We start from the raw sequence: 22006 nt of genomic DNA on the forward strand, positions 1-22006 counted from the left end.
AGGCACGGCGTTGGACAGGCAGGATTATCGCCTCTCGCCATTCATTCCCCAGTGCGCCAACAGATGCCAATACTCGGCCGCGAGCGACTTGCCATCCCAGACCCAGACCGCCGGGTCAGATAGTCTGCCCCGAGCCTGCGCCGGTGATTCCCCGCTTCGGTGATTGCCATGCGGTGCCATAGTGAAGCCGATTGAAACGAGATCCAGGTGCAGAGCAGCGACAAGGCGACGATGAACCAGCAGTGCTTCATGAGGCATAACGTAGAAGCTCAGCGGCGCGAAGCCGGCTTGCCAGCGCGAGCATCCCTCTGAAGCGGCGGAGTTAGCGATCATTTTCGTCTCCTCTGATTGAAGCCCATTCCGCCAGGAGCAGCATCTGTATCGAGAACGCCTGTTTGTATGACAACTTCAACTGGCATATTGCCGATGACAAGAGGGGTATTGACCTCGCTGGCGATTCCCTTGTCCCTGTAATACTCAACAGAAAGCAAGTTGGGAGTGCGCCATTTCAGGTTGACGCCATAGGCATTTTCATTGCGTGTTGCGCCGTACACAAACGCTACGCGAGGCTTGCCTTCAATATTTTCACCTTTGGCAACCAGATACACCTCGTAGCCGAATGATGTTGTCGCTCCACCGTTTGTTTCAACCAGAACGGTATCGATGTTTTCGACCGGAGAAGCCACTCTAAGCACTTCTTCCCGGTTCCTCCAGAAGTCTTCTTTGGGGCCAAAATGTACGCCAGCAACAAATACAAGCAACAAAGGAATAACAACAATCGCGATTGGAACACCAAGCCCAACCAAGACAAGCTTTGAGAGATGGGAAGCGAGTGGGTGCATGATCATTAACGTAGAGCTAACCGGCGCTGTGCGGCTTTATCGCGCAGCGTCCAGCGACCGAAGGCAGCGAGACTGACCGCCGGGTTGGGCGTCATTTCCAGAAGCGCCACCAAGGCTTCGAATCGGCAGACGAGGACATCTTGCGGAGAACTTCGAAGCCTTCGTAGTCGACGCCAGGAATGTCTTCATCGTGCTTGAAACCGATAACTTCTTTGGCCGCGTCTAACGGGATGTCGAAGTAATGGTCAACCCCAGCCTTTTCGCCACCGTCCGCTTCCTGTGCTTCCTTGTGCTCCGCAGCCATGGCTTCAAACCCGCGCGGCAGGATGCCAGAAGTCTTTAAGTTAATGGGGCCATTTTCACCGACATGTTCCGCACGCCACACCTGATTGCCGCCGGCCCAATACTCGGCGGAGCTGAACATCACATGCTCCTCGATTGAGCAAGCAACCACAGCCAACGAACAGGCCAGTCTGTGGGCACCGTTCAATTACCGCTGAATAGATTTTCGTGGCAGACTCCAAAATAGATGCGAAGCATGATTATCATTCCATGCTCTATAATAAGCAACCGCTCAGCATCTGCGCCCCGCGTGCCTGGCACGATGCCAAACAATGAAGCACAGGCAAAAAGCATGGCAAGGGCAGAGCGGTTGGCGGCAAGTGGCATGCGACGTCTCCGGTATTGACGGGCGCCAGTGCGCGCGGCGACGATCAGGCCGGAGCCTGTCCTCAGTTGGCGAGCTTTGCAGCCCATGCGCCCAAAGGCTCGAATGACGGCCGGCCGGCAGAGCGCGTCAGGACGCAACAAACGCAACGGGGGCTGTCCGAGCCCCCGTTGCGCCATTGTCGCCGGAGACTAGCTCAATAGACGTCGTGCTGGGTGTTGAAGACGTTGAACTTGCCGGTCGGCGTGATCAACTCCGGATCCTTGATCACTGCGTTCAGCTTGCGCGTCTTGTCGTCAACGACGACCAGCGCCGAGTTCTTGTCCTTGGCGCTCCACACCGAGAACCAGACCTCGTCGCCGGCCCTGTTGTACTCGGGCTGCACGATCCGCCTGGCGCCATCGTCTCCGAGGTCGGCCCAGTCGCCGATCGGCAGGACTTCATATCCCTTGTCCAGGTTCTGGATGTCAAAAACCGCAACCGACTGACTGATCTTGGCTTCCGGATTGAGCGGCGTATCGACCCACAGATTGGTCGATTTGGGATGCGTCTTGAGTATCGACGACGGCGATCTTGTTCGAGGCGTTGGCGGCGACCATGAAATAGCGAGAGCCAACGCTCAGCCGCCGGCGGGTGGGCGTGGCCGTCGCCAGACGGCCGTCAGCGTAGTGAGTTTGGCGCGTGGCGAGAGACGTTCGTCGGACAGCGCTTCGAGAAACTCCGAGAGCGCCTTCGACTTGGCGATGGCGAAACCGGTGAGCAGTGCCGACGGCACGGCGACCAGGGCAAACAGCGCCAGGCGGTCGGCGAAGGGAGCGTGCGTGGCGTCGAGCAGGTTCATTCCGAGAACGCCGGTGGTGATCGTCGCGATCAGGCCGGCGGTGGTCACCACGGTCAGGCGGACGACCGTATTGGACTGCCGGCGTAGGCTGTCGCTGTCGAGGTACTGGCTCATGTCATGAATTTCCTCGCGCAATTCGGTATACAGGCGCTCGGTGCCCAGGTGTTTTCTGGTCAGCTTGAACATCGAGCGAGCCTGGGCCTGGTCGGAAATCTCGTAGAACCAGTAGCGATGGGTGAAGCGCAGGAAGACTTCGAGGATCTGCCGAATGGCACGCTTGAATTCCTTGACCGACTCGGCCTGGCCGATGCGGAGGTGATTGAGCGCTGTCACCAGGCGATCGGAGAGCATCAGCAAGGCAGCCTTGTGAAAGTGCGGAATCAGGGCCAGCAGGAAGAACTGATGTCGAAACTGCCCGAGCAAGCCGTCCTCCAGGCCGCAGAAGTAGGCGTCGCGGGCACTGCCGACCATGACTACCGCGTGCCCGCAGGAGAGCTGGCGGCTCCCTGGCTGCTCGGCGTGCGGGTGCCAGTAGCGGTCGTAGCAATAGCGTGCTTCGAAACCGTCAAGCGGCAGCTCGGAAGCAGGCGGCGCGCCAATCTTCCCCGGTCCGGTGACCAACACCAGACGGGCAAAGTCGTCACGGCTGAGGGCGCGCGGGTCGTCCATCGCCAGGTAGGCGAGGAGCGGCATGCGGTGATACTCGATCTGCCGGTAGCGCACCAGGCCTTCCTCGTCCGAGTGATGCAGCACCAGTGGTCGGAGCAGAAACTCCCAATGCGAGGAGATGCAGGGGACGCGGAAGCGCGAGACGAAAGTGAGGTACTTGCTGCGTTTTTCGTAATCCGAAGCGGCCAGCACCCGGCCGTCCGGCGCGATCCATTCGCAGCGCTTCAGGCAGTGACTACCGCTGCCATCGTCGTCCCAGGACGGCGGATAGGCCCGCCCGAAGCGGTACAAAGTGTCGTGCACCTGCCGTAGTTCGAGGTCGTCGGCGAAAATCTCGACGACCAGAATGAGCACCTCGATGTCGTAGAAGAAATAGAGGTCGAGGTGCGCGATATCGAAATCGATCGGTTCGTCGCGGTCCTTGTAGTGCATGCGCACTTTGGCCACGTCATGGCGGCGGAAGATGCGGATCGGCGATTCGTCGTCGCGCGCATTGCTTCCTTTCTGGCCATCGCCTTCGCCGTAGAGAAAGCGCTGGACGTAAGGCAGGAAGGTCACGAACTCGCTGTAATGGCGCTCGTGAAACTGTTCGGGGTCGCCGCTGAACTCGTCGGCCAGTTCCCGCCACGGGTTGTCGGCATCGGTCCGATCGAGCAACTGACGATGGTTCTGGAAAGGTCCGCCATCGGCCAGCGGCATCAGTTGCAAGGGCCACATCAGGATCTGCCGGAAATGGCGGACCCGCTGGTCAGCAGGCCGCTCTCGCGAATCTTCGACTTGACCTTCTCGGCCTCGTCGGGCCGAACGTAGTTCTCGCTGAGAATCCGCTTTACATTGACCAGTCCGGCATCGATGGTCGCCTGATCATCGGACGCGCAGTACATCCCGAGCAGGTATTCGAGGACGTAGACGGGAACGTTGGCCCCTTCCTTGATGAGCTTGGTCAGATCCTTGCGCACCACCTTGCCGGCGAAATGCCGATTCAGCAGGGCATCGAGATTGGTGTCGTTCTCGGGGAGTTCTTCAGTCATCATCGGTTTCTAGAAGTCGTTGGCGAAGGCCAGGTCCACCTTGAGCGGAATCCGGATCACTTCGACCCTGGTCTGGGTGTCACGGGCAATCAGGAAATGGTCTTTGCTCTTGTCGTATTGACCGGACTTGATGGTCAGGATCACCGAGCGCTTGCGCTCGTCCATCAGGCCCGGAGCTGCTGTCGAAGGTCAGCGACTGTTCGTCGCTGATCATGGTCTCCCCGTCTCGCAGGGAGACCAGCACCGATCTTGCCAATACCCGTTCCGAAACCGGTTCGGTCTGGATGAATTCGAAGCGCTGCTTGTTGGTGACCACCTTGTTCGACGAGCCCAGCAAGCTGAATTCCACCGCGCGCGTTTTGGCCGACTGGTTTTCACTCTCGCGCAGGGTGATCACCGGGATGACGATCTCCTGCGGCATGGCGCTGCCATGAACGAAACGGGCGCCGCCGGCAAAGTGAAAGCGGGCAGCGCCTTTGGGCACCCAGAAATCCATGCTGCCTTCACCCGCCGTCGTCCCCGCCGTGACGGCCGTGTTGCCGCACCACGCCTGGCTGCTCTCGCCGATCCCTTGCCCCAGCAGATAGCGCTTCTTCGCCCGTAGCGTTCCTGCCGGCTTGTCACTGAGTGTGGATTATCCGCCCCGTCGAGCGCCGACTCCTGGTAGAGAAAGCCGTGATCGGCCGTGATCAGCACCAGTGACCCATTGAGGCTATTGACGATGAAGCTCGCGAGCTGATTCAGTTCCGCCAGCGTCTGGGCAACGGCGTCGAAGGTCTGCCCCTCCGAGCCTTGCTTGTCCCCCAGCATGTCGATCCTGTCGTGATAGACGTAGATCACCCGGTGGTCGCGAACAAATTCCCGGCCCTTGTCCTTGCCCATGGCCAGCAGTTCATCGGCCTTGACGGCAAGGCCCTGATACTTGCCGAGATGTGCGCTACGCTGCTCAAGCGTGGAAACCACGGCATCGTCGGCCATCACGTCGAGATTGCTGTTCGTCCTGTAGGCCAGCGTATGGTGCGGCAACAGCGACGCCATGCCGAGCGCGGTATAACTGGGCAGCACGCCGAGCATGGGCTGTCAGGGCCGCCTTGAAGCGGCTCTTGCCATTGATGTCGCGAACCAGTTCTTCCGCCGCCTCGTAGCGGAATGCATCGGAGATCACGACAAACACCCGGCGGATCCCCGCATCCAGATGCGCCATGACGTGTGTTCGAAGAAGTCCGGCTGATTGACCCAGGCAGCGACCTTCCAGCTCGACAACAGGCCGTCCTTGCCTTCCAGCACCTTGCTCCAGGCAGACCCCAGCTGCGGCACGAACCAGCCCGAATAGGCGCTCTCGATGCGCTCACGAAGCTCGTGCAGCAAGGCCCAACCCATCGGCTCGACACCATCGGCGGCGTGGTTGATCTGGCGATAGAGTTGATCGAAGCGGAACAGCTCGGTCTGGTACGCCGCCAATCCGGCCTCGGCGGTGGCGAAACCGAAGCCGGCGCTGAACTTCTCTTTCAACTCGAAGAAAGAAGCCGCTGCTTCCAGCGCGTCGTAACACGACGCCAGGGCGCGTGTCGTGGCGCTGGAATGCGCCAACAGCTTGTTGGCCCAATGGCCGTCGCGACGCCGGGCAATCAATCCGCGCAGGGTATCCATGTCGGCGCCGGCACCAGCGATGATGCGGCCCTTGAGGTCCTGGATGATGCGCCGCTCGACTTCCTCGAAAGTCATCGTTTCCGCCAATGATTCAGCGGATAGCCCGGCAATCACAGCGCTCAGCCCCAGTTCGCGAGCCACCGTGCCGGACAAGGCATCGTAGCTGGCAAAGTGCTGCATGTGCGAGCGCCATCCGGCAACAAAGACCGAGGCGTTTGCCGCGCGTGCCTTGTCACTGATGATGAAATGCGACAACTGCGCCGGACAGGCACCGCTGACGGTTCGCGAAAAATCCGTCACCAGGATCCGGAACAGGAAATCCCGCAGCGTCGGCGCGGCATCGCGATAGCCCATCTCCTGCTCAACCAGGACCCAGAACGAATCCATCAGGTCGTTGGCGACGATGTCGGAGCACGCTTTCGGTTCGGCATCGAGATTGGCGACGCCGTCCTGCACCAGGGCAGAAAAAAGACGCAGGAGGATGGCAGGAAGATCCGGTTGCTCGGCTTTGCCAATACCGCGATCATCTTGCGGTCGAGATCCCCGGCGCCATCGTTGGGGGCGACCCAGCGCTTGAGGCGGTCGACGCGGTCCCTGGATTTGAGGAATTTGGCGCGCTCTTTCAGGTGCGCTCGCAGTTGCTGCGAGTTCAGGCCGAGATCCTCCAGCAGGATCGACGCGTTGTCGGCGTGGAAGCTCTTGCTGCGCAGCCGGATGTCCAGCAGCCAGTCGTGGCAAGGTCGGGAACCGGTTTGGCGCTGTAGAGGAGGAAGCTGGCCAGCGGCGCTGCGCGCTCGAGTTGGAGCTTGATGGCCAGGGCCGGCAGATCGTCGAGATAGAGCAGTTCGACAGCGTCGGGCAGGAGATTCTTGACGGAGAAAGAGAACTCGCCGTCGGCGTCGTGCCAGAAGACAATCGAATGACTGGAGAACGCGGTGGCGAGCGCGTCGGTGATGCGTTGCTGGCTCATGGGATTCCCGCCGTAAAGTGCCAGAGCCGGGAATCATTGGGGGCAACACCATAGCAATTGTGCAACAGGCCGTTGCACAGATCGGTGTCGGTAGCTTCACTCATTACCTGAGCCCTCCGGTTCAAGCTTTTTCTGAGTTCGACCACTGCGGTACACCAGAGCGCTCAAGCGGTATTTCTGGGTAGGACTTTTTGGTGATTCCGGCTGGGTCATTTCGACCAACCCGGCGTTCAGCGCGGGCAGCAGATAGTTCGCAGAAAACGTCGGTCGATGCTGCAACGCCAAGCGCTCCATCGCCTCGCGCGTGCTGAGCGGCCCTTGCTTCAGGCATTCAAGGAAGCGTGCTACTTGCTCGGTTACTTGCTCGGTTACTTGCTCGGTTACTTGTTCGGTCACTTGTTCGGTCACTTGTACCGGGCGGATCGCTTCGGCCAGATGCACCACCACGCGCAAGCGCATGCCCACTTCAATAATTTCCGGCTCAGGCAAGCCCTGCGCTGCCGCTTCACTAAAAATTCGTCGCACTCCGCTGCCCCACTGCTCGATCAGGTTCAGTTCCCGGAACACGCGGGCGATCACATGGTTACGGATCTTGGAGATGCCCTGGCGCATGTCCTCTACCGTCATTCCAGCCAGCAGAATGCCGGGGTTTTCGATTTCGATGCGGTCATCAAAAAAGGCAACACGAATTGGAGCACCGCGCTGCGAGTAGTCGGCATGCACCAGCGCATTGATCACCGCCTCGCGCAGCAAGATGAGCGGGATGCTCCAGACATCCTTTCGCCGGGTGTCAGAAAAGTCAGCGCCGCGCATGGCGTGCTTTTTAAGGAACAGCATGATGCTGTCCACCGCCTGCGGCAGTGGGTCATGGATGTCGATGTGGTCAAAGATAACCGTCTTGTCCGTGCCCACGAAGCGACCGCACTGCACCCAGGCATCGGAGAAGTGCTGGGTGCGCTGCTTGCCAAACAACAGCACCGCGCCCTTGGTCGGCACTAACCTGCCCTGATACGGCGTAAGCAGCCTGAGCGTGCGAAGCGCCTGGTCGTCAAGATCATTGATACCCTGAAACAGTCGCTTGGCCGCCACCAAATCCAGATCGTCCAAGCCCAAGTCGGGCATGGGCAGCTCGTCAAAGGCTACGCCCTCCGCTGTGCGACGCAGTTCGTCAGTCAGCGCCTGATCCGCCTGCCGACTGGTCGAACCAAGTCGCACAAGACACCATGCTCCGGCCCCTCGGCCTTGAGCCAATGCGGGCGCGTGCCGCTGACAAACACCTCGACCACCAGCAAGGTCTTGCCATCCACGGTGATCATTTCCACATTGGGCACCAGGCGCGGCGCAATGCTATCGGCAATCAGACTACACAAGCGCTCTTCGTCATCCAACGGATTGGCCACGCCAATTACTTGGTGGTCATCGGCCACGCCGATAATCAACCGCCCACCGGCTGTATTGGCAAAGGCCACCAGGGACTTCAGCAAGGGCTTAGGCGACGAGAGGTCGCGCTTGAATTCAAGCGTTTTTCCTTCGGGTCGAGATATAAGTTCGTCAATCATTCCGGTTTGCCCATTCTGATTCGCACTCATCGTGTGGCAATCTCAACCATGTGACTTGCCTCTATCGCCATGAAGTCAAAGGTGTAAGGGTCTTTGAGGGTTTGCTGGGCGAGGTCAGACTGTGGTGGTGGCAAGGTGCGGGAGAAGTTGGTCACCGCCTTGCCGCTGCGGGCATACAGATTTGACTTGAGTTGCAGTGCAAGCACATCACGGCTCCAGCCTTGCTCAAGGGTTTGGGTGATATAAAAACCGGCTTCGGCCACACTGCTGCACTTGGTGAAAATCAGGATGTTGTGGCCCCAGGGGATTTCCATCAGCAACGCAGAAAGCCGGCTTTCAGACCCTGGCCAAGGCGTATCGCGCAATTTGGCAACAGCCTGTTGCCAAATTTCAGGATCGCAGTAGAAGCGAAAGAAAGCCCGGCAGTAGCGCAGATTCTTGGATGAAAAGCCGCCGATCTCCGGGAAGGCTTGTCTCAAGTCGTGACTGAATGCGTCGATGAATCCGCTTCCCCATTGGGCATGAGATTCCCGATCAACAATCTGTGCCCCGATTTCGTAGTAGAGCGAAATCAACTCCCCATTGGCGGCCAACGCGACTTTCATTCGTGTCGCATGGATTCTCTGCTTGATGGTCTTGAGCCAGTCCTGGTAGTCGGCCAGCACCGCGGGCGGGCGAGTCAAGGGGGGCATGGCGGGGTCACTCATCGTTCGCACCTCCGGTCACCACCTTCACCTCCGCCAACAGATCGCCGAACTTGCCGTAATTGACCTTCACGCCGTCATCGAGGTCGAGCGTTATCCGCATGTCTGCGTAGTGGCGGAGCTTTTCGTCGTAGGCGAGCAGTTCGACGTGTTTCTTTTTGAGCGATTCGATCTGCTTGGCGATCCTGTTGCGGGCGGCGGTCGAGCTGGCTGCGTCGCGGTCTTTTTCCAGCATTTCGATGCGCGACACCATCTTGCCGGTAAGCGGGACGACGTATTCGGCACGCATGCGGGCGAGCGTGCCTTCGTGGTAGCGGTGCAGGTAGACCAGGGCCTGGAAGCCGCCCTGTTTGCCGCTGGAGAAGAGCCAGTAGATTGGGCGCTTTTTGTAGGTGGAGCAGTGGTCCTTGAAGAACTTGTCGGCGAGGTAGCGGCGGATGGCCTCGCCGGGCGCTTCGCTGGCTTTCGCGCCCAGATTGTCGGCGAGAAAGGCCATGTTCTGGTCGAGCTTCTCGACGCCCCAGGTGGCGCGCAGGAATTCGCGCACACGGTAGGCGGCGGCGTCCTCGAACCAGAGTTCGTCGGTGACCGGCACGATGCCGTCGGCGTCGGCCGGGAAGGTCCTGTAGCGCGTGGCATCGAAACCGACGTTGCCGGCGTGTGCGTAGATCAGGCCGGGCTCATCCAGGCTGTAGCGACCCATCATGCAGCCGATGGCGTAGGAGACCAGCTCCTCCATGCTGTCCTGGCGGAAGCGGGTCCACTGCTCGTCTTCGCTGAGCTTGCCGCCGTAGCGGTAGGCGGGGTTCACCGTCAGGGTGATCTGCGCCAAGGGGACGTCGGGGGCGAGTTCGTCGGCCAGGCCGTAGGCGTCGATGAAGAGGCGGTTGTTTTCCTCTTCGAGGCGCTTCATCTCGGCGATGGTGGCGCGGTTCCGGGTTATCCAGGCGGTGTAGCTGGATTCGAGAGTGGGGGTGGGGGTGGTGGAAGCTGTCAGGATCGGGAAGGATTGGAAGTCCCAGGAGCGTTCGTAGGCGTCCCAGTCGATGCGGGTCGCGCAAATGGATCTCGCAGCGTTTGCTTGGAGTGCTTCGGAACTACCATTGATCGCGAGAATGGGGAGGCCGCTGATGTGGCCGCTCTGGAAATCGAGAGTCGGCGCGACGAGTCTGAGGAACGCTGGAGTCAACTTCGAGTTCAAGAAGGCGGCAAGCTGAGTCTGACTTAGGCTCTTCGTGAAAATGCACGGTCCCGTAGACTCGAATATGAATCCATCTCCGAACGAACGGAATGCGGGTAGCGAACTGGACACACGGGTCCACGTTAGCCCCGGGCGCAAATAGTTGTGAGCGTTCCTGAGGTTTGACCCAGGAGAATCCCTGAGTACGCGTCCATCGTCTAGCCAATCGATAACGTAGTCATGATTGCCGTACCATTTCCGGTATGGCCCGCCCTTCAAGCAGGGGACCCATCGCGGCCCGCGGCCTGGCTCAAACCAAAGCCTGAGGAACGACTCATTGTCGCCGGTATCGAGGCCCTTTCCGATATCTGCAAAGGACTGCAACGGTTTCGACTCGTCGTATATAGACCGCACCCGATTACTTGCCCAGTAGGCGATTGGGCTACCCGGAAGCTTGCTGAAGTCACGAGAGTCAAGTGCGAATTCAATTTCAGGGTTGCGGGCTAGAAAAATCTGCCCCTTGTCGGCCGACTGAGGTGCACTGTTGAGATCAATGAACGTGCCAACGAAGTCCACCGGCCGATGGTTTGTGATTGAGAACACTGTTGCCTGAGCAATCTTCGAGTTCATCGATGGAAAACTGTTGTATCCAATCTGTGCCATCGTCGTGATTGTCTTCTGCTGGAGCATTCGCTCTCGCATCGCTTGGAATGACGACAAGAACATCCAGTTCTGCATCGTTACCATTGCGTTCCGACCAGAGTTCTTCGCTAGTGGGTAGCTGCGCTCTATGAAGCACGCGAAGAGATCTTGCTTCGCGTCTGGGAAGTGGTCCTGGGTGAACGTCTTCACCACGGAGTTCATGCCCTTGCTCCCCATATACGGCGGATTCGCCACCACCGCGTCGTACTGCGCCGCCAGCAACTTAGCCTGCCGCACCAGCGGCCCCAACCGCTTGAGCGCATCCGCCACAAACATGTCCTGGCTGGTCGCCTCGCTCAGCTGCTTCAGCGCCGGCAGCTTCTCCGCCAATCCCTCCGGCACCTGAATCAACGACCCAAACGTCGTCGCGTGCTCGAACAGCCGCTTCAGCTCCGTGAGATCCCCCGGCTTCAGCCCGTAGTCCGGAAGCTCCACCCCCTTCGCCAACCCCTCCGCATCGAAGCCCGCACTATCCACCAGCGCCATCACATTGAGCTTCACCCCCCGCTCAAACAGCCGCCGGTCATCCGCCCGCCCCTTCATCATCAGCGCAAAGCCCGTCAGCTGCGCCGCCCGCTCGTCGATGTCGAGGCCGAAGAGGTTCTTCTCGAGGATCAGCTGCGCCACATCCCGCTGCCGATAGCCGCGCTCCAGGTAGATGGCCTTGAAGAGCTCATAGGCCTCGACCAGGATGTGCCCGGAGCCGCAGGCCGGGTCGATGAGGGTCAGCTCTTCGGGGTTGAGCTGACTGGGCGTGATGGCCGCGAGCTGCGCCTTGACCTCGTCGGTCTGCTCGGCGGGCTCGATGTAGTACGCCATCTGCCCTTTGAGCGGCGAGTCGGGATAGGTCGCCAGCCACTGCGCCCCCAGCGAGTTCTGGACCATGTACTTGACGATCCAGTTGGGCGTGAACAGCTGGGTGGCTGCGGGAATGTCTTCCGAGGCCACCACCTTGCCGATGACCTGGTCCTTCTTCTCCGAGATGTAGAACTGGTAGAGCCAGCCGATGATCTCGATTCGCCCAGTCGTCTTCCGGGATCTCATCGACCAGCGAACGATCAGTGAATCGGTGCGGATCAGGTTGTCGGGCAGCAGCAGTTCGGATTCGTCGTCGATGCGCTCGAAGAGGAAGGGCATGGCGCGGGAGAGTGCGTTGCACTGGGCGACCAGCAAGAGCCGATAGAGTTCGCCGTCCTTGTTGCCGGCGAGTTTGAGGTCGGCGATCCGGGCGGCGTTCAGGCCCGGCAGCACACCAACGAGTTCGGTGGCGTGGGCGAGGATTTCCGGCAAGCCGCCTTCCCGGCTCGACAGCGCCCGGTAGCCGTGGCTCCAGATAGTCGTGGATCTCCATGTAGCGCAGCGCGGCGAAACGGTTGAACCAGGTGTAGGCCACCGCCTCGATGGTGTGCGCAAAGCCGTCCTGGTTGATGCGCTGATCAGGCGTTCGCGCTGCTGATGCACCTTGGCCGGCCATGCCTGCCCGGCGATGACGACGATGTCGCCCTTTTTCTCGCTGGCGGCGATGTCGAGCTTGCCGCCTTTCGCAGACAGTCCGAAGGTTGGCGCGCGCCTGAACGGCGGCGATGAAATCCCTGCGGGCTTGCGGGGCGTAGGACTTGAGCTTGGCGGTGTTCATGGTTTCTTCTTATTGGATGCGTGCGCGCTGGCCGGCCTTGATGGCGGCGAGAAGTTCGGACTTGAGTTTGGCGACGTAGCTTTCGACCTCGGCTTCGGTTTCCAGATAGATCGTCGGTGAAAGCTCTGCGGCCCGAATGACTTTCACGGGTTTCGGCGCTGCGTGCTGGCGCCGGTCGTCAAGACCTTTTTCGTCGTCGTGCCTCCGGAATCCTCTACACCGTTGCGGCTTCTGGCTGGCCGATTCGATGATCAGCATCGCATCGTCGAGCAGGTTGCCGCCTTGGTCCTGAAAGTAGAGGATCTTCGGAATGCTGGACAGAGCAGCGACCTTCGTCTTCAGCTCCTGCAAAGGCTGCAGAGCCTTGTTGCGCAGAGCCGCTGCTGCCTGAACCTGATCGAGAGATTTCATGACCTCGGCGATCCTGGCGTCGATCGAGTTGAGGGCGCGTTCGCGGCGCTGCTGAGCCGCGGTTTCGTTGGCGGCCTCGACCGTCTTGATCAGCGTCGCGACGCGGGATCTGGCCGTAGGGCGTCGGGTTGTCGCGTATCGACTCCAGGTCGGCCAGTGCGGTGGCGACAGCGGGAAGCTTGAGCAAGACGTCGCGATTGTCGGCAAAGCCGGTCAGCGCTTCGAGCAGCTTGCGCCAGGTGGGCAGCTGGGTTTTGTAGAAGCTGACGACATCATGGATATCCTCGCTGGTGTCCAGCCAGTCGCTTTTCGCGCTCAGCAGGGCCTCGATGAACTCGAAGGCGTCACGGATCGCGAGCTGCTTGCCGATGCGGGTGATGGCCGTGTCGATCACGTCCTTGCCAGGATGGTGCCTGGCCGATGCGGTCTGGACGTAGCCCTTCAGCTCGGCCTGCCAGTCGCCGAGGGCAGCACGGTAATCGGCCACCAGCCCGTCCGCGTCTTCGCGGGCAGATCCTGGCGAAGATGTCCTTGTAGAGATCCCGCGCCCGCTTGAGCGACTCGGGCATCCGGAACCTTCTTCTTGAGGATCGAGACCTGCTTGAAGCGGACCGACTTGGTCAGGGGTCGACGGCGCTCTTCGGGTCGAGATCGTCGCCTTCGCACATCAGCTTGATCTCGCCGGCCATGAACAGTCGGGCGACCAGCAGCACCACTTCCCATTCCGGCTTCCAGCCCCAGGGGATGCCGGTAAAGCGATCGACGACGTCGGAGAGCAGCACGCGCTCGGCTGCTGGCCTTGAGCTGCAGGTACTCGCGCAGTTCCTTGATGGCGAGGGGGTTGCCTTCTTCGCCGTCGAGGCCGAGCCCCTGCTGGCCGATGGTATCGACGGCCAGCACGGCCTTGATCTCGGCGATGGGGTCGGCCTGACGTACCTTGAGATAGGGGAGCTTGGTGTAGGTGTTGGCGATCAGGTAATTGACCAGCTCGTCGAGCAGCGTGCGCGGGCTGGCGGCCTTGATCTGCGGTTTCTGGCCGAGCGCATAGCAGTCGCCGGTGAGCATGAGATCGCCCAACTGGGCGAGGATGCGGCGACGGCGTTCGCGGTTTTCGTCCTTGCGGTCCGACAGGATGCGTTTGAGCGAGGCGGCAGCGGTGCTGGCCTTGGGGCTGTCGATGTACTTTTCGATCTGCAGGTAGAGGCTCAGCTCGATGTCGAGCCGATCGCCTTCGGCGGTCCGGATCAGCGCCCGGCCGCCCGATTCCGAGCTGCGCAGAATGCACTTGGCTTCGCTGAGCAGTTCGTAGTCGTCGCCGAGCGGCGTGGCGATTTCAAGGCTGAGCGGATGGCTGGCGTTCTTCCAGGGCGCGCCGTCGAGCAGGCGGTTGAATTCGTAGTCGGCCTTGGTGAGCTTGTGGCGCACCTTGGTCTGTCCGCCGAGGATGTCGTCGTAGATCAGTTCGCTGAGCAGCCGCCATTTTTCGTTGGCGGAGACTTCGACATGGCCGATCTCGCGGGCGACGTCGCGCTCTTCGTTGGTCAGGAAGAACCAGAGGTCGCCATTGCGGCTGATCAGGCGCTGCCTTTCGAGTCGGGCGAGGCTTTCCTGGATGCGGCGCTTGAGCGCCAGCTTGTCGGCGTCGATTTCATTGACGCAAAGCGTGGCGAGGTTGTCGATATTCGGTTTGACGATGTCCGGAATGTAACGGATCAGGAACATCGCCTTGAGCAGATCGGACGTCGTAGGGTTCGAGCGCGGCGTTGCCCGGCGCTTCGTCGATCGAGCGCTTGGCCGTGGTGTCGATGAAGCTCTCGATCGAGGGATAGAAGTCGTAGAGCGGCACCAGCGCATCGATTCCCCGGTCGGCATTGCGAACGGCGGCGGACTGGAAGGCGTCGAGCAGCGAACGCTCGCCTTTGGAGAGGTGCTTGCCGGTAGCGCCGACCTTGCGGATCGATTCGAAGATCTTCTGGAGCAGGGTGAACTGATAGGGGGCGAACGGGTAGCAGGCGACGAACTCCGCCGCATCCTTGTAGCTCTTCATGGTGACCGAGTTGCCGACGAAGGCGAGCTGGTTGTTGATGATGTCGCCCTTCTGTTCGAAGCGGTCGCGCAGGGCGACGTGGGCGGCTTCGGTCTTGGCGAGGAGACGCTCGCCGATGACCTCGTCGGTGTTGGAACTGGCCAGCGACAGACGGGTGTGGAAACGCCCCTGAATCTTCGAGAAGTCCTGCGACCTGGCCTTGTTGGCTTCGCCGATGGCGGCGTCGATGTCTTCCTGGCTGGTGACGATGACCCACGCCCGCCCCTGGCACAGCGTCCCCAGTTGCTCGGCGATGGTCTGCAAGGTGAGCATCAACTGCGTGTTGTTGCCGATGAACTGGCCGACTTCATCGACCAGAAAGACGATCCGGTGCCCGGCCGGCTTGCTGTCGAGATAGTCACGAATCAGCCTGGCGAGCCCTTCGATATTGATCCGGTAGGTTTCGCGCGCGTTGTCGAACCAGGCCGCGGCGGAGTCCTCGCTTTGCTTGAGGGCCTTGGCCAGGGCATACACCACGTCGTCGCGCAGGAAATCGACGGCGTCGCGTTCGGCGTCCCAGGTGGAGCCGTTCTGTCGGCGAAGGCAGCTTTGAACGTTTCGTAGGCGTCCCTTGCTGACCAGGTGACGCTCCATTTCGGCCACATGCGGCGCGTCGCCGCTGTAGCCGAGCTTTTCGTTGAAGACGCGCAGAAAAACCTGCAGGATGACATCGCGCTCATCCTTGCTGTCGGCCTTGGCGTCGATGTTGAACAGGATCACATCGGAGCTGCCCCGCACCGCGCGCTGAACATCCGCGAGCAGCATCGCGTCCTTGATCTTGTGCTCGTCGAAGAACTGCGCCGCCCGCTTGGTCGTGCCGTCCTTCGGGTTGACCGCTTCGATGTTCTCCAGCAGGTAGGAGAGGATCTTGATGAAGTGCGACTTGCCGGAGCCGAAGAAGCCCGAGACCCAGACGGCCATGCGCGCCGAGAGCACCGGGTCTTTCGGGTTGTCGGCGGCAGCGAGGAAGGCGTCGAAGAAGCGGCGGAAGTATACGCCGTCAATTGCTTGGTGACGACGTACTCGTCGAGTTCCTGCCAGATGCTCTCGGCGTCGCGCTGGTCAGCCTTGATCACACCATTGATCGGGCGGTCGATCGGCTTGGTGAAGAGGTCCCTGATTTCATTGTTGGTTGTTCCGGGGAGAGGGTTCAGGCAACGAGACGGAAGGCGCGGTAGTAGTGGTCGTCTTTCAAGCGGCTGAAGAGGCGTAGGAATAGCCGTCGTACTTTCCGGGATAGAACATCACCAGCGGCTTGTCCTTCATGTGGGCATGCAGCGCCGAGAGCAGCGTGTGGGTGCGGAGCATCGGATAGGCGGCGCCGACGTTCCAGAGAATGAGCAGGTCCAGTTCGGCGATGTCGTGCTGGGCCACCAGCCGCCTGGCGAGCTTGTCTTCCTTGAGGACACGGCGCAGCGATTCGAGTGTCCTGGCGTCACCTTGCGTGCGCTGCATCTCGATGACCTTGTCGAGCAGCTTGCGCTCTTCGAGCAGGCCGATCACGAGGTCGAAGAGATTGACCGCCGTCGACCCGGATCGTCGGCTGATGCCTGGCCAGTGCCGGCAGGACGACCTCCTGGAGGAAAGTCCGCACGGCCATTTCGTCCTCGGGCGGATAGTCGAAGATCCAGAAGCCGATCTCGCCGCCGGAGCCCTTGATTGGCCAACACGTCCGGGCGAAGTCAGTCTGGGCAGTAGCTGGTTGAGCCGCTCGTTGAGGCCGTGACTCATCTGCTCATGTCCATGATGGCAAGCACTTCGCGTTTCTCCGTGGCGCTTGAGGTAGCTGACGACATCGGGGTTCAGGTGGGGAGGGGTCAGCCGCAATGTCCTGGTGGAATCGACATAGTGGCCTTCGGCGAGGACGCGGAGGATGACCTGCAGCACCTTGGCTTTGGTCGAAGCGCTGAGATTGGCAAGCTCGGGATCGCGCTGTACGCATTCCGCCAGGAAGCCTTCCCAGTCTTTGCCGGGAGACAGGTTCTGCTCCAGCCGGCGCAGTTTTCCGGCATACACGTCAAGCACGAAGTCGGCGAGATGCGGCTGTGCTTGATCGCTGCCGCGAACAACAGCTGCGTCGCGACCTCGTGCGAACCGGTGGCAATCAGCGTCAACCCTTCCTCCTCCAGCGTATCGAGGCGTTTGCGGATCAACTGCGCCTGGCGGCGGGCCGTCGCCGGGGTCCTTCTTCTGCAGCAGATTGTCGAGCTTGAGGGCAGCGAGCCACTGCACGTGCGTTGGCTGGGTCAGCAGCAAGCGGGCGATACGGCGGCTCTCCGGCAACATCAGGGAGCCAGCGGAGATTTCAGCGTTGTAAATGGCCATATGGGAGGAGCCCGACTGTGCCTTCTGGTGACTGGTTGAATGCCCGGAAACACGAAGCCAGCACTCAACACTCACCACCCACCACTCACCACCCAACGCTGTGATGAGCTGCACACCTCCGGCGCACTTTTCACGCAGACCATCAGTGCGATGATAAACGACCAGTGGCTCATAAACCGAGCCTGAGAACCAGAAGACGACAGCAGGCGCTACATGAGCGGCATGGAACGTATCTACCAGACATCGACGAACTGGAGATCTCGCGGGCGACGATCAATCGCCATCATTCGCCTGCGCCCGCAGGACCGGGAGAATGTCCGGGCTCATGCCCGGCTCTCCGCCAGCCATTGCTCGATCCGCTCGCTGCTCGCGGCCGATGCCGTACGACCCCAGCTTGCGCAGCCAACTGCAATTGACCGCTGTTGACCGGGCCTCCTGTACTTTTTGTTGTTGACACGCGTACCGCCGCGACCTCCTTCCCTCCGGAGCGTGCTGCAGCTTGCCGCGTGCCAGCTCATGATGACGCCTTCAACCTCGTTAGGAGCGCGCGCGATGAGAGTTTTCCAAATTCAGGACAACTGGGGCATGGACCATCTGCACATCTGCAGTTGGCCAGTCGGCGCGATCCGCAGCCCGGGCCGGGGCAGGTGTTGCTGCGGATGAAGGCGGCTTCGCTGAACTACCGCGACCTGGTCGTACCCAATCGCGGCTACGGGTCGTTTACCGGAACGCTGCCGCTGATTCCGGTTTCCGACGCTGTCGGCGACGTCGTCGAGGTCGGTGCAGGGGTAAGCCGGGTGCGCGTCGGCGATCGTGCATGCCCCTGCTTCCACCAGGGCTGGCTGGCCGGCGCCCCCGATCTCGATCGGCTGACACAGACGCTTGGCGGGCCGGTCGACGGGATGATGGCCGATCTCGTGTGCCTGCCCGAAAGCGGCGTCGTCAAGGTGCCCGCTCATCTCGCCGACGAGCAGGCGGCGACGCTGCCCTGCGCGGCGCTTACTGCGTGGAGCGCGGTCGTCACCTACGACACGCTCGGTCCCGGATCGCACGTACTGGTGCAGGGAACCGGCGGTGTGGCGCTGTTCGCGCTGCAGTTCGCGAAGCTGCTCGGCGCGCACGTGACGGTTATTTCGTCGAGCGATGCGAAGCTGACACGCGCGCAAGCACTCGGCGCGGATGCCGGGATCAATTACCTGACGACGCCGGAATGGGCCAGGTCGGCGCGAGCGATCACCGGCGGGCGCGGCTTCGATCACATCGTCGAACTGGGTGGCGAGAAGACCCTGCCGCAATCCTTGCGCTGCATCAAGCCGGGCGGCACGCTGTCGATGATCGGCGTATTGTCCGGGTCGAGCCTGGCGGCGCCCCTCGGGCTGGTGGTGACGTTCGCGAAGACGTCGCGACGTCCCGCTGTTCGTCCGCGGGGGACAACGGCAGTTGGCCCGTATTGGCTTTTGCGGAAAGAGGACTCAGCGGGTACCATCGGCGCGATGCCGGCCCAGAGGCATTTTGACGACGAAACGAGACGGTCCAGCGCCGGCGTGCAGCCGCAGCGACCATAGTTGCCCGATCAGAAACGGTGACAGATGCAGCCAGCTATCCCACAGCCGACGGAACGTGTCTTCCTCAGCTACAGCAACGGCGACCGGGCGGCGGCGATAGCCTTGCGCGCGGCGCTCGAAAAGGCCGGGCTGAGCGTCTTCAAGGATGACGACTCGTTGCATGGCGGCGACCGCTGGCTGGAGCGCCTGCAGCAGGTCCTGCAGGGCTGTTCGGCCTTCGTCGTGCTGGCCGGGCGCGACGGCGTGCGGCGCTGGGTCGGTGCCGAGGTGCAGGTCGCGCTGATCCGTCACCTGTCGCCCGAGAAGGACGACGAACGCCTGCCGATCTTCCCGATCCTGCTCGAGGACGCGCGACCGGAAAGGCTGCCGCCGTTTCTGGCGCTGTTCCAGGCCAGCCGCTGGACGGATACCGAAACGCTGCCGGCAGGGCTGATCGACGCCATCCGCGCGCACGCCATCCGCCTCGACTCGCCGCCAGCCATCGAGGGTTGCCCCTTCGTCGGACTCAACGCCTTCACCAGCAAGGATGCCCGGCTGTTCTTCGGGCGCCGTCGGGAAACCCTCGAAGCGCTGACCTGCCTCGGCGACCAGCAGCAGACCAACCCCGAAGGCCTGCGCGGCGGTGGCGGCGGCGCCTATTGCCGCTGGCTGCAAATCGAGGGCAACAGCGGCACCGGCAAGTCGTCGCTGGTCAACGCCGGCATGCTGCCGATGATCGAACAGGGCGTCTTGTGGGCGCGCACCGGCTTCGAGCACTGGACCCTCCTCGGCCCGATGATGCCGGGCAAGGACCCGCTCACCCGGCTGGCCGACGTCGTCGAGCACGGGCTGATCAGCGACCAGAACCAGCGCAACATGCTTGCCCGGCAACAGGCTTTCGAGCACGACGAGCGCGCCCTGGCCTTCGCCCTGCGCGATTTCAGGGACGAGCAGAGCGCGTTCCTGCTCATCGTCGACCAGTTCGAGGAACTGTTCACCTTCGCCGACGCGGCAGCCAGCAAGCGCTTCGACGCACTGCTGGCCAAGGCCCTGCAGGACGCCGAGTGCCCGCTGTTCCTGATCAGCACCGTGCGCGCCGACTTCCTCGACCGCTTCGAGCAGTTACCGCGCCTGCAGGCGATCTACAACAGCCACTGCAAGCGCTACTTCCTGCCGGCCATCTCCGAGCATGGCCTGCGCGAAATCATCGAGCAGCCGGCGCGGCTCGCCCGGCTCGATGTCATCGAGGTGAGCACGGCGATCATCGAGGACGCGCGCGACGAGATCGGCGCCTTGCCGCTGGTCGAGAACGCGCTGTTCACGCTCTGGCAGAAGCGCCAGGGCGAGGTCCTCAGTGGCGAACTCTACCGCCAGTTGAAGGGCGTCGCCGGAATGCTCAGCACGCAGGCCGACGACTTGCTGACGCGGATCGACGGGCAAGTCAGCAAGGGCCGTCAGGGGGCGCTCGAACTGCTCCTCCGCCTGACGCGTATCAATGACGAGGGCCGCCACACGCGCCAGCGCATCGCCCGCGAAGAAGCGCTGATGATTGCCGGTGACGGCAAGACGGCCGTTGGCGAGCGCGTGCTGCAACTCCTCTCCGGCGAACGCCGCGCCGATGCACCCGCGCAGGCCACCACCGGCGCGCTGCGCGTGCTTACCGTCAGCACGGAGCAGCAGCGCCAGTACGTCGACCTGATTCACGAGACGCTGATCCGTGCCCGCGGCAAGGACGAGCGGACCGGCAAAGGGATTGGCTACTGGCCGACGCTCTACGACTACATCGAGACCAACCGCGATCGCGACGTGCTTCGCCAGCAGCTCAGGTTTCAGGCCGAGCAGTGGGGAAAGAGTCGCGCCGTCGCTCGCTGGTGGAACCTGGCCGGCTGGCACGATCTCTGGCGCTACCGGCGGCTGCGGGTCGACCCGCGCAGCGACGAAGGGCGCTTCGTGTACTGGAGTCGGCGGGCGGGCGCGGCGCAGTTCGTTCTTTTGCTGGCGGTGCTGGGTGTATTCGGCGAGGCTGCCTGGTGGGCCAGCCGAAACAATCTGCCGTTCAGCTACACGGTGCAGAAACCGCTTTGGTTCTTCCAGTCACTCGCCGGCTACGCCCCCATGCCGGAGATGGTGGATCTTCCACCGGGGAGATTCACGATGGGCTGCGTGCCGGGCCGCGACGACGTCGAAGGGGCCACATGCGACGACCGCGATACCGCGCATCAAGTGACCCTGTCGAAGCCGTTCGCCCTGGGCAGGTACGAAGTGACCTTCCAAGAATACGATTACTACGTGTGGGATCAGCAGCGGCAGGGAAAGGAGATCGAATTCCCGCCGGACGCCAACTGGGGACGCGCCGATCGTCCGGTGATCAACGTCAATTGGGACGATGCCACAGCCTACACGCAGTGGCTTGGAGAGAAGACCGGCGACCGCCGCTACCGCCTGCCGACCGAAGCCGAGTGGGAATACGCGGCCCGCGCCGGGACGGACACGGCGTACTGGTGGGGGAAAGACTTCGCGAAGGACAAGGCCAACTGCACCGGGAGTCGGACGATGCCGGTGCGCGATCGTTACCCCCCGAACCGCTGGGGTTTGCACGATACGGCTGGCAACGTCTGGGAATGGGTGCACGACCGGTACGCCTCGTATTCAGCAGACCCGGTGACGGATCCGTCCGGGCCCGACCAAGGCGTGTCCCGCGTGCTGCGCGGCGGGGCGTGGTTCAGCGGCCCGGGGAACTGTCGCGCGGCGTTCCGCTCTGGCGGCGCTCCGGACGACCGCAGCGTCAACGTCGGTTTCCGGGTGTGTCGTGGTGCCCCCATCGAACCGCCGGGCGCTGCGCCGCTGAACACTGTTCCGCGGCCGCGCTGATCACTGGGCGCCGCGTAGCGGCGCCGGCGATTTTTTTGCCTTGTGATTCCCTGGCTGGGTTTCGTGGTGTTTCCCGAGTACCGTCTGGTCAAGGCGCGCAAGGTGCGCTTCGCGACACGCCGACTCGGTGAGCGTTACGAAGCCTACCAGGCCGGCACGATCCCCTTCGCCGAGTTTGACGCCAGTGTGTGCGGCTGGATCAATCACGTGCGGCACGCTGACTCCTGGGGTCACCGTCAGCACGTGCTGACCCCATACGTCCTCAAGCCCGCCCGGCGACGTGCCCTGACGTGAGTCTACGATCAGGCGCGAAAAAAA

Annotated in this window: 18 protein-coding genes and 4 pseudogenes; 5 read left to right on the forward strand and 17 right to left on the reverse strand. The window is 61.8% G+C overall.

Translation table 11 applies throughout. The features are described from left to right. Positions 1–24: 24 nt before the first annotated feature. From V5B40_RS06075 to pglX, 15 genes and pseudogenes are all read right to left on the reverse strand, one after another. Entirely contained in the window at positions 25–333 is a 309-nt protein-coding gene (locus V5B40_RS06075) for a hypothetical protein (RefSeq protein WP_332353674.1), read from the reverse strand. After that, positions 330–848: a hypothetical protein gene (locus V5B40_RS06080; protein WP_332353675.1), complete on the reverse strand. Its 519-nt coding sequence runs from the start codon at positions 846–848 to the stop codon at positions 330–332. The genes V5B40_RS06075 and V5B40_RS06080 overlap by 4 nt, the downstream gene beginning before the upstream one ends. A gap of 85 nt (positions 849–933) precedes the next feature. Further along, on the reverse strand, positions 934–1266 hold the full coding sequence (locus V5B40_RS06085) for a hypothetical protein (protein ID WP_332353676.1): 333 nt from the start codon (positions 1264–1266) through the stop codon (positions 934–936). Positions 1267–1328: 62 nt separating this feature from the next. After that, positions 1329–1511, reverse strand: coding sequence for a hypothetical protein (locus V5B40_RS06090; RefSeq protein WP_332353677.1), 183 nt, complete (start codon positions 1509–1511; stop codon positions 1329–1331). A gap of 194 nt (positions 1512–1705) precedes the next feature. Further along, positions 1706–2074, reverse strand: a pseudogene (locus V5B40_RS06095) (cytochrome D1 domain-containing protein); the annotation flags it as partial. A 54-nt stretch (positions 2075–2128) separates the two neighbouring features. Beyond that, a complete protein-coding gene (locus V5B40_RS06100; RefSeq protein WP_332353678.1) occupies positions 2129–3736 on the reverse strand; it encodes a hypothetical protein in 1608 nt (535 codons plus the stop codon). Between the two features lie 38 nt (positions 3737–3774). Further along, positions 3775–4050, reverse strand: a pseudogene (locus tag V5B40_RS06105) (anti-phage BREX system Lon protease BrxL); the annotation flags it as partial. 79 nt (positions 4051–4129) lie between these two features. Continuing rightward, entirely contained in the window at positions 4130–4471 is a 342-nt protein-coding gene (locus V5B40_RS06110; protein WP_332353679.1) for a hypothetical protein, read from the reverse strand. Next, positions 4444–5115, reverse strand: a complete 672-nt coding sequence (locus tag V5B40_RS06115; protein WP_434735840.1) for a PglZ domain-containing protein — start codon at positions 5113–5115, stop codon at positions 4444–4446. The genes V5B40_RS06110 and V5B40_RS06115 overlap by 28 nt, the downstream gene beginning before the upstream one ends. Further along, positions 4997–5254 (reverse strand): PglZ domain-containing protein, encoded by a 258-nt coding sequence (locus tag V5B40_RS25175; protein ID WP_434735835.1) that lies wholly within the window; start codon positions 5252–5254, stop codon positions 4997–4999. Before V5B40_RS25175 ends, V5B40_RS06115 begins: the two co-directional genes overlap by 119 nt. After that, the gene (locus V5B40_RS06120) at positions 5212–6156 is read right to left on the reverse strand and encodes a hypothetical protein (RefSeq protein WP_332353681.1); all 945 of its coding nucleotides are present in this window, start codon (positions 6154–6156) and stop codon (positions 5212–5214) included. Before V5B40_RS06120 ends, V5B40_RS25175 begins: the two co-directional genes overlap by 43 nt. Before the next feature lie 193 nt (positions 6157–6349). After that, on the reverse strand, positions 6350–6670 hold the full coding sequence (locus tag V5B40_RS06125) for a hypothetical protein (protein ID WP_332353682.1): 321 nt from the start codon (positions 6668–6670) through the stop codon (positions 6350–6352). A gap of 96 nt (positions 6671–6766) precedes the next feature. Beyond that, positions 6767–8229, reverse strand: a pseudogene (locus V5B40_RS06130) (ATP-binding protein). A 26-nt stretch (positions 8230–8255) separates the two neighbouring features. After that, positions 8256–8936: a DUF1016 N-terminal domain-containing protein gene (locus V5B40_RS06135; RefSeq protein WP_332353683.1), complete on the reverse strand. Its 681-nt coding sequence runs from the start codon at positions 8934–8936 to the stop codon at positions 8256–8258. Beyond that, positions 8929–12105, reverse strand: a complete 3177-nt coding sequence (pglX, locus tag V5B40_RS06140; protein WP_332353684.1) for a BREX-1 system adenine-specific DNA-methyltransferase PglX — start codon at positions 12103–12105, stop codon at positions 8929–8931. Before pglX ends, V5B40_RS06135 begins: the two co-directional genes overlap by 8 nt. A 205-nt stretch (positions 12106–12310) precedes the next feature. Between pglX and V5B40_RS06145 the strand changes: the two genes are divergently transcribed. Beyond that, entirely contained in the window at positions 12311–12571 is a 261-nt protein-coding gene (locus V5B40_RS06145; RefSeq protein WP_332353685.1) for a hypothetical protein, read from the forward strand. Here the strand turns inward: V5B40_RS06145 and brxC are convergent. Then, a pseudogene (gene brxC / locus V5B40_RS25180) lies at positions 12461–16102 on the reverse strand (BREX system P-loop protein BrxC). The gene V5B40_RS06145 and the pseudogene brxC overlap by 111 nt on opposite strands. 37 nt (positions 16103–16139) lie before the next feature. Then, positions 16140–17273 carry a BrxA family protein gene (locus V5B40_RS25185; protein WP_434735836.1) on the reverse strand — a complete coding sequence of 378 codons (1134 nt, stop codon included), beginning with the start codon at positions 17271–17273 and terminating at the stop codon, positions 16140–16142. Positions 17274–17486: 213 nt separating this feature from the next. On the opposite strand from V5B40_RS25185, the gene V5B40_RS06180 reads away from it, so the two are divergent. The 4 genes from V5B40_RS06180 to V5B40_RS06195 all read left to right on the forward strand — a co-directional run bounded on the left by V5B40_RS06180 (position 17487) and on the right by V5B40_RS06195 (position 21982). Next, on the forward strand, positions 17487–17699 hold the full coding sequence (locus tag V5B40_RS06180; protein WP_332353689.1) for a hypothetical protein: 213 nt from the start codon (positions 17487–17489) through the stop codon (positions 17697–17699). 182 nt (positions 17700–17881) lie between these two features. Then, positions 17882–18838 carry a zinc-dependent alcohol dehydrogenase family protein gene (locus V5B40_RS06185; RefSeq protein ID WP_332353690.1) on the forward strand — a complete coding sequence of 319 codons (957 nt, stop codon included), beginning with the start codon at positions 17882–17884 and terminating at the stop codon, positions 18836–18838. A gap of 24 nt (positions 18839–18862) precedes the next feature. Next, the gene (locus tag V5B40_RS06190; protein WP_332353691.1) at positions 18863–21688 is read left to right on the forward strand and encodes an SUMF1/EgtB/PvdO family nonheme iron enzyme; all 2826 of its coding nucleotides are present in this window, start codon (positions 18863–18865) and stop codon (positions 21686–21688) included. 42 nt (positions 21689–21730) lie between these two features. Then, complete coding sequence (locus tag V5B40_RS06195; protein ID WP_332353692.1) at positions 21731–21982, forward strand: hypothetical protein; 252 nt, start codon at positions 21731–21733, stop codon at positions 21980–21982. Positions 21983–22006 lie beyond the last annotated feature (24 nt).

It is taken from the genome of Candidatus Accumulibacter meliphilus, assembly GCF_036625345.1.
GTDB lineage: Bacteria > Pseudomonadota > Gammaproteobacteria > Burkholderiales > Rhodocyclaceae > Accumulibacter > Accumulibacter meliphilus.

What these genes read in the sequence shown, in the direction of transcription:
- V5B40_RS06125 (WP_332353682.1), bottom strand. Translation starts at nt 6,670, where the DNA reads ATGAGCCAGCAACGCATCACCGACGCGCTCGCCACCGCGTTCTCCAGT.
- V5B40_RS06190 (WP_332353691.1), top strand. Translation starts at nt 18,863, where the DNA reads ATGCAGCCAGCTATCCCACAGCCGACGGAACGTGTCTTCCTCAGCTAC.
- V5B40_RS06075 (WP_332353674.1), bottom strand. Translation starts at nt 333, where the DNA reads ATGATCGCTAACTCCGCCGCTTCAGAGGGATGCTCGCGCTGGCAAGCC.
- V5B40_RS25185 (WP_434735836.1), bottom strand. Translation starts at nt 17,273, where the DNA reads ATGGCCATTTACAACGCTGAAATCTCCGCTGGCTCCCTGATGTTGCCG.
- V5B40_RS06090 (WP_332353677.1), bottom strand. Translation starts at nt 1,511, where the DNA reads ATGCCACTTGCCGCCAACCGCTCTGCCCTTGCCATGCTTTTTGCCTGT.
- V5B40_RS06145 (WP_332353685.1), top strand. Translation starts at nt 12,311, where the DNA reads ATGTCGCCCTTTTTCTCGCTGGCGGCGATGTCGAGCTTGCCGCCTTTC.
- V5B40_RS06110 (WP_332353679.1), bottom strand. Translation starts at nt 4,471, where the DNA reads ATGCCGCAGGAGATCGTCATCCCGGTGATCACCCTGCGCGAGAGTGAA.
- V5B40_RS06085 (WP_332353676.1), bottom strand. Translation starts at nt 1,266, where the DNA reads ATGTTCAGCTCCGCCGAGTATTGGGCCGGCGGCAATCAGGTGTGGCGT.
- V5B40_RS25175 (WP_434735835.1), bottom strand. Translation starts at nt 5,254, where the DNA reads ATGGCGCATCTGGATGCGGGGATCCGCCGGGTGTTTGTCGTGATCTCC.
- V5B40_RS06080 (WP_332353675.1), bottom strand. Translation starts at nt 848, where the DNA reads ATGATCATGCACCCACTCGCTTCCCATCTCTCAAAGCTTGTCTTGGTT.
- V5B40_RS06100 (WP_332353678.1), bottom strand. Translation starts at nt 3,736, where the DNA reads ATGTGGCCCTTGCAACTGATGCCGCTGGCCGATGGCGGACCTTTCCAG.
- V5B40_RS06135 (WP_332353683.1), bottom strand. Translation starts at nt 8,936, where the DNA reads ATGAGTGACCCCGCCATGCCCCCCTTGACTCGCCCGCCCGCGGTGCTG.
- V5B40_RS06180 (WP_332353689.1), top strand. Translation starts at nt 17,487, where the DNA reads ATGAGCGGCATGGAACGTATCTACCAGACATCGACGAACTGGAGATCT.